This is a genomic window from Streptomyces sp. ICC1, from assembly GCF_003287935.1.
GTDB lineage: Bacteria > Actinomycetota > Actinomycetes > Streptomycetales > Streptomycetaceae > Streptomyces > Streptomyces tritrimontium.
Genome location: NZ_CP030287.1, coordinates 3949918 through 3961754, shown reverse-complemented (window position 1 = coordinate 3961754; position 11837 = coordinate 3949918). Strand labels below are relative to the sequence as shown.

General features: G+C 72.7%; 9 protein-coding genes. 7 read left to right on the top strand and 2 right to left on the bottom strand.

Annotation, left to right across the window (positions count from 1 at the left end; genetic code table 11):
• Positions 1 to 100: 100 nt before the first annotated feature.
• Entirely contained in the window at positions 101 to 967 is an 867-nt protein-coding gene (locus tag DRB96_RS18665; RefSeq protein ID WP_112453540.1) for a glycosyltransferase family 2 protein, read from the bottom strand.
• A 407-nt stretch (positions 968 to 1374) separates the two neighbouring features.
• On the opposite strand from DRB96_RS18665, the gene DRB96_RS18660 reads away from it, so the two are divergent.
• The 7 genes from DRB96_RS18660 (at position 1375) to DRB96_RS18630 (ending at position 11030) form a co-directional block, all read left to right on the top strand.
• On the top strand, positions 1375 to 2475 hold the full coding sequence (locus DRB96_RS18660) for a Gfo/Idh/MocA family oxidoreductase (RefSeq protein ID WP_239516571.1): 1101 nt from the start codon (positions 1375 to 1377) through the stop codon (positions 2473 to 2475).
• 101 nt (positions 2476 to 2576) lie between these two features.
• Complete coding sequence (locus tag DRB96_RS18655) at positions 2577 to 3593, top strand: NAD-dependent epimerase/dehydratase family protein (RefSeq protein ID WP_112449488.1); 1017 nt, start codon at positions 2577 to 2579, stop codon at positions 3591 to 3593.
• The gene (locus DRB96_RS18650; protein WP_204357764.1) at positions 3590 to 4753 is read left to right on the top strand and encodes a DegT/DnrJ/EryC1/StrS family aminotransferase; all 1164 of its coding nucleotides are present in this window, start codon (positions 3590 to 3592) and stop codon (positions 4751 to 4753) included. Before DRB96_RS18655 ends, DRB96_RS18650 begins: the two co-directional genes overlap by 4 nt.
• Positions 4750 to 5541 carry a NeuD/PglB/VioB family sugar acetyltransferase gene (locus DRB96_RS18645; RefSeq protein WP_112449487.1) on the top strand — a complete coding sequence of 264 codons (792 nt, stop codon included), beginning with the start codon at positions 4750 to 4752 and terminating at the stop codon, positions 5539 to 5541. Before DRB96_RS18650 ends, DRB96_RS18645 begins: the two co-directional genes overlap by 4 nt.
• Positions 5538 to 6653: a DegT/DnrJ/EryC1/StrS family aminotransferase gene (locus DRB96_RS18640; RefSeq protein WP_112449486.1), complete on the top strand. Its 1116-nt coding sequence runs from the start codon at positions 5538 to 5540 to the stop codon at positions 6651 to 6653. The genes DRB96_RS18645 and DRB96_RS18640 overlap by 4 nt, the downstream gene beginning before the upstream one ends.
• Positions 6654 to 6690: 37 nt before the next feature.
• Positions 6691 to 9987 (top strand): DUF4082 domain-containing protein, encoded by a 3297-nt coding sequence (locus DRB96_RS18635; protein ID WP_112449485.1) that lies wholly within the window; start codon positions 6691 to 6693, stop codon positions 9985 to 9987.
• Entirely contained in the window at positions 9984 to 11030 is a 1047-nt protein-coding gene (locus DRB96_RS18630; RefSeq protein ID WP_112449484.1) for a glycosyltransferase, read from the top strand. Before DRB96_RS18635 ends, DRB96_RS18630 begins: the two co-directional genes overlap by 4 nt.
• Before the next feature lie 86 nt (positions 11031 to 11116).
• Here DRB96_RS18630 and DRB96_RS18625 read toward each other — a convergent pair whose 3' ends face one another.
• The gene (locus DRB96_RS18625) at positions 11117 to 11806 is read right to left on the bottom strand and encodes a hypothetical protein (protein WP_162688848.1); all 690 of its coding nucleotides are present in this window, start codon (positions 11804 to 11806) and stop codon (positions 11117 to 11119) included.
• Between the last annotated feature and the right edge of the window lie 31 nt (positions 11807 to 11837).

Below are 11837 nucleotides of genomic sequence, written 5' to 3'. Positions count from 1 at the left end.
CGGTGCAGACGGTCTGAGTCACTCGTGCGTACGAGTGGCACCCTAATGGTTGTACGGGCCAACTGGACGGTGTACGGCCCGATTCGGCCGGTGGCCGGCTTCAGCCCTGCCGGCTGCTCTCGTCGCGCAGCCAGGTGGAGAAGTCCCCGGTCCGGATGGCCTTGCGGGCGCCCCGGCGGGCCGCGAGGGCCGCCACGACGAACACCACGACCCCGGGGAGCAGCCGCGGCTGGGCCCGGAGCAGGGCGCGCAGGTCTCCCGTACCGGTCCGCGCGGACGGTACGGACGAGGCCGCCCCGGCGGGCTCCGCGGCCTGGAAGCGCTCCAGCTCGGCGGACGAAGTCGCCGCCCGGACCCGCCGTTTGACCAGGTCCGACCAGGTGCGCGGCGGGTGCACCACGACCCGGGCCGCCTCGACCACGCTGCGCTCTCCCGGCGCGAAGGCGAGGGAGGCGGCGAGGTCGTCCGCCATCAGCGGGGGCAGGGCGGCGATCCGCGCGTGGCCCGGTTCGGACACCGCGATGACCCCGCGCCCGAACAGGCCCTCGCGGACGGCCGGCAGCCGCTGCCAGACCCGGTAGTAGGCCCGGACCGGCCAGGCGCAGCCGGTCAGGGGGATGTCGCGCCCGGGGGCCGCGGCGAGCAGCTCCGGACGGTCGGCGAGGGCGCCCGCCAGCACCCGTACGTCGGCGGCCCCGACCTCGACGTCGGCGTCCACGTACAGCCGGGGGAAGCCCCGCGCGTGTTCGTCGCCGACCCGAAGTGCCCGGTGTTTGGAGGGAGTCGGGATCTCCACCACGCGTACGCGGGGACCGCGCGCGCCCGCCACCGCGGCGGTGTCGTCCGTACAGCCGTTGCACACCACGACGATGTCGGGCCCGGAAGCCGGGGCTTCGGCCAGGAGCGCGTCGAGGAGCCGGCCGATGACCCGGCCCTCGTTGTGGGCCGGGATCACGATGCTGGTCACCCCGGAAGTATGCACGGCCGAACGCCCGTACCGACCGTTTCCTCCAAGTCTCCCCGGGGGTACGCCCGGTGGTCTAGATTGAACGCAGCCGACCGGATTCGGCGTGCTTCGGCGACGCCATGGTCCGATCGGTGCAGGGAAGTTGAGTCAGGGACGGGTACGGCGGCTTGGGGGAACAGGCCGCCTGCCCGGGGCCGGACCGGCGCGAGGGGTGCCGGACGGCCGGGGGGCGGAAGTACGTGCAACACGTACGGCATCGGTCGTGGGGGCCATCGTCGTCGGGCGGGTCGGACACGGGTCGCGCAGGCGGCCCGGCCTGCCGTCGACGGCACCTCCTTCCTTCGCACGCGTCCCGGCCATGGGTCGTCGACACGCCTACGGGCGTGCGCGGAAGGAAAGGGAACGCTGTGAAGGACACCGCGAAGGACGTGGGGCGGGGCGCCGGAGCCGCAGGCGGGGGGCAGGCGGAGCCGTTAGGCGTAGCCGTCGTCGGCGCGGGCTACTGGGGCCCCAACCTGGTCCGCAACTTCCAGTCCAGCCCGGAGTTCCGGCTGCGCTGGCTCTGCGACCTGAACGTAGACCGGGCCCGCCAGGTGCTGGGCGGCTACTCCACCGTCCAGGCCACTTCCGACTACGCTGCGGTCCTCGCCGACCCGGCCGTCGACGCCGTCGCCGTGGCCACCCCGGCCGGCACCCACCTCGACGTGGCACTGGCGGCCCTGCGCGCGGGCAAGCACGTCCTCGTCGAGAAGCCCCTCGCCGCCACCTACGAGGACGGGCTGCGCCTGGTGAACGAGGCCGAGGAGCGCGGCCTCACCCTCATGTGCGACCACACCTACTGCTACACCCCGGCGGTGGCCCGCATCCGGGACATGGTCCGCTCCGGCGAGCTCGGCGACATCCAGTTCGTGGACTCCGTCAGGATCAACCTCGGGCTGGTCCAGAAGGACATCGACGTCCTGTGGGACCTGGCCCCCCACGACCTCTCGGTCCTCGACTTCATCCTCCCGGAGAACGTCCACCCGGTCGCCGTCGCCGCGCACGGCGCCGACCCGATCGGCGCCGGCCAGTCCTGCGTGGCCTATCTGACGCTGCAGCTCAACACCGGCGCCATCGCCCACGTGCACGTCAACTGGCTGTCTCCGGTGAAGGTCCGCACCACCATGGTCGGCGGCTCCAAGCGGACCCTGGTGTGGGACGACCTCAATCCCACCCAGCGCGTCGCGGTCTTCGACCGGGGCGTGGACCTGACGGCACCGCAGGAGATCGGCGCGGACGAGCGCCGCGACATGCTCGTCTCCTACCGGACCGGCGACATGGTGGCTCCCGCGCTGGGCGAGAAGGAGGCCCTGCGCACCATGGTCGAGGAGTTCGCCTCCTCGATCAGGACCGGGCGGCGCCCGCTGACCGACGGCCGGGCGGGCCTGCAGGTGCTCGACATCCTCGAAGCAGCCTCCCGGAGCCTGGAGTTCCGCGGCGCGGTCGTCGGACTGCGCACCGGGCGCTGACCGCTGTCCACCGTTCACGAAGTCCTCGTGCCCGCAATCGCGCACAGCGCGGCGGCGGGCACGGCGGGTAACACCATGACCGACTCAGTAGGGGCAGGGCGTTGAGCGTACGAGGCAAGAGGATTCTGGTCACCGGCGGAGCGGGCACGATCGGCTCGCACCTGGTGGACCTGCTGGTGGACAACGGGGCGCGCGAGATCGTCGTGCTCGACAACTTCGTGCGGGGGCGGACCGCGAACCTGGCCCGCGCCCTGCCCAGCGGAGTGGTGGACCTGGTCGAGGGCGACATCCGCGACGTCGCCGCGGTGCGCAAGGCGACCGAGGGGGCCGATCTGGTCTTCCACCTCGCCGCGATCCGGATCACCCAGTGCGCGGAGGAGCCGCGGCTGGCGAACGAGGTGATGGTCGACGGCACGTTCAACGTGCTCGAGGCCGCCGCGGCCGCCGGGGTGGGCAAGGTCATCGCCTCGTCCTCGGCCTCCGTCTACGGGATGGCGGAGTCCTTCCCGACCACCGAGCGCCACCACGCGTACAACAACGACACCTTCTACGGGGCCGCGAAGGCCTTCAACGAGGGTGTGCTGCGCAGCTTCCACGCGATGTACGGGCTGGACTACGTCGCGCTGCGCTACTTCAACGTCTACGGCCCCCGGATGGACATCCACGGGCTGTACACCGAGGTGCTGATCCGCTGGATGGAGCGGATCGCCGCGGGCGAGCCGCCGCTGATCCTCGGCGACGGCACCCAGACCATGGACTTCGTCCACGTCAGGGACATCGCGCGGGCCAACCTGCTGGCCGCCGAATCGGACCTGACCGACGAGGTGTTCAACGTCGCGAGCGGGTCCGAGACCAGCCTCCTCGACCTGGCGAACGGCCTGCTGGAGGCCATGGACGCGCAGGGCATGGTGCCGGAGCACGGACCGGCCCGCGCCGTGAACGGGGTGACCCGCCGCCTCGCGGACACCTCGGCGGCCTCGGAGCGCCTCGGCTTCACCGCCGGGATCGACCTGCGCGCGGGGCTGCGCGACCTGGTGGACTGGTGGCGGGCCGAGCGCGCCGCGGACGCCGCCGCTGCCGCCGCCGGCGAGGCCCCCGCCGCGGAGGCCGGCCGATGAGCGCCGCGACCGAGCCCGCCGCCGGACCCGCCCGGATCCCCGTCATGATCCCGTGGCTCGGCGAGGAGGAGGCCCGGGCGGCCGCCGACGCGGTCCTGTCCGGCTGGGTCGCCCAGGGCCCCAGGGTCGCGGAGTTCGAGCGGGCCTTCGCCGAGCGGGTGGGCGCCGAGCACGGCATCGCCGTGAGCTCGTGCACCACCGCGCTGCACCTGGCGCTGATCGCACTGGACCTCGGTCCGGGCGACGAGGTCGTCGTGCCCTCGCTGTCCTTCATCGCCACGGCCAACGCGGTGCGCTACGTCGGGGCGCACCCGGTGTTCGCGGACGTCGAGGAAGCCACCGGGAACCTGACCCCCGCCACCGTGGACGCCGTGCGCACCCCGCGCACCAAGGCCGTGCTCGCCGTCCACCAGGGCGGGGTGCCCGCGGACGTGCACGCCCTGCGCGCGGCCTGCGCCGACTGGGGCGTCCCGCTGGTGGAGGACGCCGCCTGCGGCATCGGCGCGACCGTGGGCGGCAAGTCGGTCGGCCAGGGCGCCCTGCTGGCAGCCTGGTCCTTCCACCCCCGCAAGGTGATCACCACCGGCGAGGGCGGCATGGTGACCACCGACGACGCCGAGTGGGCCGAGCGGCTGCGCCGCCTGCGCGAACACGGCATGAACGTGTCCGCCGCGCAGCGCCACGCGAGCAGCAAGCCGATCGCCGAGAGCTACCTGGAAGTCGGCTACAACTACCGGATGACCGACATCCAGGCCGCGGTCGGCCTGGTGCAACTGGGCAAGCTGGACGCGATCGTGTCCCGCCGGCGCGAGCTGGCGGCCCGCTACGGGGAACTGCTCGCCGGGATCCCCGGCCTGCGCCCGGTCCGGGACCCCGGTCACGGCGAGGGCAACTTCCAGTCGTACTGGGTGCTGCTGACCGAGGACTTCCCGGTCGGCCGGGACGAGCTGCTCGACGTGCTCGCCGAGGCCGGGATCTCGGCCCGGCGCGGGATCATGGCCTCGCACCTGGAGCCGGCCTACGCCGGGCACGGGGCGGCACCGCTGCCGGTGACCGAGCGGATCAGCCGCGACTCGCTGATCCTGCCGCTGTTCCACACGATGACCCGCGAGCAGCAGGACCGGGTGGTGGCGGCGCTGCGCGGACGGGCCGGCGGATGAGCGGGCCGGGCGGACGGGACGGGGCGGCGGGTCCGGACACCGAGGACCTGCTGATCGTCGGCGCGGGCGGCTTCGCCCGGGAGACCGCCCAGGCCGTACGGGACGCGGCCGCGGCGGACCTGCGGCTGGGCCGCGCCCCGCGCCTGCGGCTCGCCGGCCACCTGGACGACGACCCGGCCCTGCACGGCCGGGACGTCGACGGCACGCCGGTGCTGGGCGGCTGCGACCTGGCGCGCGCAAGGCCGGCCGCCCGGGTGGTGGTCTGCGTCGGCAGCCCGCGCGACTACGGGGTGCGGGCCCGCCTGGTGCGCCGCCTGGCCCTGCCCGAGAGCCGCTACGCGACGGTGGTCCACCCCACCGCGGCGGTCTCCGCGTCCTCGGTGCTCGGCGCGGGCTCGGTGCTGCTCGCGCACTGCGTGCTGACCGCCGCCGTACGGCTGGGGTCCCACGTGGCGGTGATGCCGCACGTCGTCCTCACCCACGACGACACGGTCGGGGACTTCGCGACCCTCGCCTCGGGGGTCCGCCTCGGCGGCGGGGTGCGGCTGGGCCGGGGGGCGTACGTGGGCGCGGGCGCGCTCGTACGGGAGTACACGACGGTCGGCGCCTGGTCGCTGACCGGGATGGGAAGCACGGTCCTGGCCGACGTGCCGCCCGGCGAGGTGTGGGCCGGGAGCCCGGCCCGCCGACTGCGCGAGGCGGGTGGCCCGGCGCTCGACGAGCTGCGGGCCGATGAGTCGGAGACCGGCCGCGGGCCGGAGACACGGATGGGGAGCACAGCCGGATGAACCAGATACCGCTCGTCGACCTGAAGGCGGCGCACGCCGAGGTCGCGGAGGAGATACGCGCCGGTTTCGACCGGGTGCTCGCCGGCACTGCTTTCATCGGCGGTGAGGAGGTCCGCGCCTTCGAGCGCGAGTACGCCGAGTTCGCCGGAGTCGGCCACTGCGTCGGCGTCGCCAACGGCACCGACGCACTGGAACTGGCCCTGCGCGCCAGCGGGGTGGGCGTCGGCGACGAGGTCGTGCTGCCGGCCAACACGTTCGTCGCCACCGCCGGCGCCGTGGCCCGCATCGGCGCCCGGCCGGTCCTCGTGGACTGCCTCCCCGACACCCTGCTGATCGACCCGCAGGCCGCGCTCGACGCGGTCGGCAAGGCCACCCGCGCGGTGGTCCCCGTCGACCTGTACGGGCAGTGCGCGCCCGCCGCCGAGCTGGCCGCACTGCTGCCCTCGCACGTCAGGCTCGTCGAGGACGCCGCGCAGAGCCAGGGCGCCACCCGCGGCGGCCGCTCCCCGGGCACCGGCGGGATCGCCGCGACCAGCTTCTACCCGGGCAAGAACCTGGGCGCGTACGGGGACGCGGGCGCGGTGGTGACCGACGACGAGGAGACCGCCGACCTGGTCCGGGCGCTGGCCAACCACGGGGGCGTCGCCAAGTACCGGCACGACGTGGCCGGGTTCAACAGCCGCCTGGACGGACTGCAGGCCGTCGTGCTGCGCGCCAAGCTGGCCCGGCTGGCCGACGGCAACGCGGCCCGCCGCGCCGCCGCCGCCCGGTACGACGAGCTGCTCGCCGATGTCGCCGCCGACGGACGCCTGACCCTGCCGGTGACGGACAGGGGCAACGTCCACGTGTGGCACCTGTACGTGGTCCGGGTCCGGGGCGCCGACCGCGACGCGGTCGTCGGCAAGCTGAACGCCGAGGGCATCGGCGCCGGCGTGCACTATCCCGCCCCCGTCCACCTCACGCCGGCCTTCGGCCACCTCGGCCACGGACGCGGGGCCTTCCCGCACGCCGAGGACGCCGCCGACCGGATGCTCTCCCTCCCGCTCTTCCCGCAGATCACCGCCGCGGACCAGCAGAGGGTCGTGGGCGCGCTCATCGACGCCCTGCGCTGACCAGCACTGTGCTGACGCAAAACACAAAGAGGTACAGATGAACAGACGGACAAGGTTGCTCCGGTACGGCCTCTTCACCGCGGTCGCGGCTCTCACGGCCACGGTCTTACCTCCCTTCGCGGTGGCCGACGCGGCGGACCCCTGCGGTCCCGGCACGAACGCGATCGTGTGCGAGAACTCCAAGCCGGGCACACCGATGTCCGACTGGTTCGCGCCCAGCGCCTACGGCGACATCAAGGGCTTCAGCGCCCAGATGAGCGTCCAGGCGGGTGAGACCGTGCAGTTCAAGGTCCAGTCGCCGACCGCGTACAAGGTGTCGGTCTACCGGCTGGGCCACTACGGGGGTGACGGGGCCCGCCTGATGTCGACCGCGGCGCAGGCGGCCCAGACCTTCCCGGCGAACTTCCCCGCGGGAGGCAGCCCGCACAGCTGCACCACCAAGCCCACCACCGGGCTGGTCGACTGCGGGAACTGGCCCGTCACCTCGACGTGGACGGTGCCCTCCGACGCCGTCTCGGGCCTCTACATCGCCAACTTCGACCAGGCGGACGGCAACGGCGTGATGCCCTACCCGTTCGTGGTCCGCAACGACTCCAGCCACTCCGACATCGTGGTGCAGACCGCCGACCAGACCTGGCAGGCGTACAACAACTACGGCGGCCAGGACCTCTACGACGGAGCCGGGCCCGCGCCCGACGGCCGCGCGTACGAGGTCAGTTACAACCGGCCGATGGACATCGGCGGCGAGAACGGGATCTACGGGTCCGAGTACCAGATGATCGCCTGGCTGGAGCGCAACGGGTACGACGTCAGCTACATGTCCGGGATCGACATGTCGACCAAGGGCGCCGCCCAGCTCCAGAACCACAAGGTGTTCATGTCCTCGGGGCACGACGAGTACTGGACCCAGGATCAGTTCACGAACGCCCTGAACGCGCGCCGCGCGGGCGTCAACCAGACGTACTTCGCGGGCAACGAGGTCTTCTGGAAGACCCGTCTCGCCCCCAGCATCGACGGCGCCAACACGGCCAACCGGACGCTGGTCTGCTACAAGGAGACCAAGCTCTCCTTCCCGCAGCCCAACGGCATCCCCGACCCGAGCGGGATCTGGACGGGCACCTTCATGGACCCGGCCAGCGCCACGAACGGGCGTCCCTTCCAGCCGCAGAACCAGGTGACCGGCTCGCTGTTCAGCGTGAACGGCTACCGCAGCGACGCGATCACCGTGCCCGGCGCCTACGCGAAGATGCGGCTGTGGCGCAACACCACCGTCGCCAACCTGACCCCCTCGCAGACCGCCACCTTCCCCGTCGGCACGCTCGGCTACGAGTGGGACAGCGACGTGGAGGACGCGGCGCGCCCGGCCGGGCAGATCGCGATGTCCTCCACCACGGTGGACATCAACGACGGCAAGTACCGCCTGGACTACGGCAACACCTACGGGAACGGGACCGCGACGCACAGCCTCGTCGCCTTCCGGGACCAGACCTCGCACGCCCTGGTCTTCGGATCGGGCACCGTGCAGTGGTCCTGGGGCCTGACCAACATGCCGACCGGCAACCCGGACGACGCGGTGGTCACCGAGGACAAGCGGATGCAGCAGGCGACGGTGAACATCTTCGCCGACATGGGGGTCCAGCCCAAGTCCCTGCAGAGCAACCTGGTGGCGGCCACCGCCTCCACGGACACCACGGGCCCGACCATCACCGTGACCAGCCCCGCGGCGAACGCCACCGTGCCCGCGCTGCGTCCGGTGACCATCACCGGCACCTCGGCCGACACCGGCGGCGGCGTCGTGGCCCGCGTGGAGGTCTCCACCGACGGCGGGACCACCTGGAAGGCCACCACGGGCGTCGGGTCCTGGAGCTACAAGTGGACCCCGACGGTCCCCGGCGCCGCGCAGATCAAGGTCCGCGCGGTGGACGACAGCGTCAACATCGGCGCCACCACCACCGTGCCGCTGACCGTGGGACCCCAGCAATGCCCCTGCACCGTCTGGCCGGCCTCGGCCGTGCCGGGCACGGTCAACGCCGGTGACGGCAGCGCCGTCGAGCTCGGCGCCAAGATCCGCTCCTCGGCCCCCGGTTCGATCACGGGCGTCCGCTTCTACAAGTCGCCGGCCAACACCGGCACCCACACCGGCAGCCTGTGGAGCAGCTCCGGACAGCGCCTGGCCACGGGAACCTTCACCAACGAGACGGCGTCCGGCTGGCAGCAGCTGAACTTCTCCTCGCCGGTCCCCGTGAAGGCCAACACCACGTACATCGCCTCGTACTTCGCCCCCAACGGCGGGTACTCCTTCGACACCACCTTCGCCTCCTCCGCAGCGGGGCTCGCCCCGCTCACCGCGCTGAAGAGCGGAACGGACGGCGGCAACGGCGTCTACCGCTACAGCGGCACCGGCGGGTTCCCGTCCAGCGCCTCGTCCGGCAGCAACTACTGGGTCGACGCGGTCCTGGACACCGCCACCGCGAGCACCACGCCTCCCACGGTCACCTCGACCACACCGCAGTCGGCGGCGACCGGCACCGCGATCACCGCGGCGGTGAAGGCCACCTTCAGCACGGCCGTGGACGCCGACACCCTGGTGTTCACGCTCAAGGATGCGGGCGGCGTCACCGTCCCGGGCAGCAAGGGCCTCGACGCCTCCAACAGCGCCACCTTCACCCCGTCCTCCGAACTGCAGCTGAACACCACCTACACGGCTTCGGTGCAGGCCGAAGACCTGTGGGGCAATGCCATGGCGGCGCCGGTGACCTGGAACTTCACCACCAGCACGACCCCGCCGGTGGTGAACTGCCCCTGCACCCTGTGGGGTCCGGCCGCCACACCGACCACCGCCAACGTCGGGGACGACACCAACTCCGTTGAACTGGGCACCCGTTTCCAGTCCACCGTCAGCGGCTACGTCACCGGCGTGACCTTCTACAAGGGCGCCGGCAACACCGGCACCCACACCGGCAGCCTCTGGGCGCAGGACGGCACCCTGCTGGCCACCGGAACCTTCGGCAGCGAGACCCTGTCGGGCTGGCAGCAGCTCCACTTCACCACCGCCGTGCCCATCACGGCGGGCACCACCTACGTGGCCTCCTACCACGCGCCGAACGGCAAGTACTCGGTGGACGGCGGCTACTTCACGGCGGCGCACCGCTCCTATCCGCTGGTGGCTCCGGCCGACGGCAGCGGCGGTGCCAACGGCCTCTACAAGTACGGGTCGGCCACGGTCTTCCCCACGAACACCTTCGGCTCGGTGAACTACTGGGTCGGCCCGGTCTTCAGCACCACGGCACCGTCGGGCCTCGCGGCGCAGGGCTCGGAGGTGGCCGGCCAGTGAGCACCGTCAGCGTGGTGATCCCCTGCTACAAGTACGGCCACTTCCTGGCGGACTGCGTCAAGAGCGTGCTGGACGAGCAGGAGGGCGTCGACGTACGGGTACTGATCATCGACGACGCCTCGCCCGACGACTCGGCGGAGGTCGCGCGCGCCCTCGCGGCCGCCGACCCCCGGATCGAGGTCCGGGTCCACGAGCGCAACCGGGGTCACATCGCCACGTACAACGAAGGCCTGCTGGAGTGGGCCGACGGGGACTACGTGGCCCTGCTCTCGGCCGACGACCGGCTGGTCCCCGGCGCCCTGGTGCGCGCCGCGGCCCTGCTGGACGCCCACCCGGAGGCGGGCTTCGCCTACGGCAGGCCGCTGCGGTTCCAGCACGGCGGGCCGCTGCCCGAGGCCCGCACCCGGACCACCGGATCGGTGGTCTACCCCGGGCGGTGGTGGCTGGAGCGGCGCTTCAGGGAGGGCACCGGGTGCATCACCTCGCCCGAGGTGGTCGTGCGCACCAGCCTCCAGCGGAAGGTCGGGGGCTACGACCCCGAGCTTCCGCACGCGGGCGACATCGAGATGTGGATGCGGCTCGCGGCCCACGCCGACGTGGGCTACGTCCGGGGGGCCGACCAGGCCTTCTACCGCGTCCACGGCAACAACATGTCCACCACGGACTTCGGCGGGCAGCTCGACGACCTGCGCCAGCGCCTCGTCGCCTTCGACTCCGTACTGGAGAAGTGCGGCGGCCTCCTCCCGGAGGCCGCCCGGCTGTCGGCGGCGGCGCGCACCCGGCTCGCCCGGTACGCCCTGCGCAGGGCGTACCGGGCCTACGACCGGGGGCGCACCGGGGTGGTCCCGGTCGAGGAGCTGGAGGCCTTCGCCGCCGAATGCCGGCCGGACTACACCGAGCTCGCCGAGTACGGGGCGCTGCGCAGGCGCCGGCGGGTCGGAGCACGCGTGATGCCGTACCTCCAGCCGCTGGTGCTCTCGGCCTTCGCCGACCGGGGGCGCGAGTGGCTCTGGTGGCAGTCCTGGAAACGCCGAGGGATTTGATGAATTCTCCGCACCACCCGCACCACATGCACCATCCGCACCACCGCCCCGCGGTTGGGGCACACCCGGCCCGGCGGCCCGCTTCCTCAGCGGGCCGCCGCGGCCGCGGGTACACGGCCTTCGGCCGTCTCCTGCGGACCGGCGTCGGCGCTTTCGCGCCGGCTCCGGCTCCGGCGTGTCAGGAGCTGGTCGGTCCACAGCGTGCACGCGACTCCGCCGACCACGGCCAGCAGCGCCGTCCCGGCCAGGCCACGGCTCTTCGTACCGGTCTGCGCGACCGAGGTCGGCGGTACGAGGAGGGTCACGCTCATCCGCGCCGCCGCCGGGATCCGCTGCTCGGCCTGCATGTCCGAGAGGTGCTTCGTGTAGACCTCGACGACCTTCAGGACGGAGCGGTCGGCCACGACGGGGTCCACGTGCTCCGCCTGCACCTGGAGCGAGGGGATCAGATAGCGGGGGGTGACGCTCGTGCCGCTGTTGCGCGGTGTCATCCGGTACTCGCCCTCCACCCCCGCGGCGCGCAACTCGGCCTCCCCGTCCGGGGAGTCCAACTGCTGCACCGCCGCGTAGGAGACCGCGGCCAGCGGCGGCTGCAGGTTGGCGAGCTGGTTGGGCTGGTTGCCGGTCACCGGCGGCTTGAGCACGACGATCGCCGTGCTCACGTAGGTCTGGGTGGGGCGGAGCACCTGCAGGGCTCCGGCGGCCGCGAGCGCCGCCGCCAGCACCAGGACGTACCAGCGGCGGCGCAGCGTGCGGAACAACTCACCAGGCGACACAGGATTCCTTCCGTCGTGATCGATCTTCCCA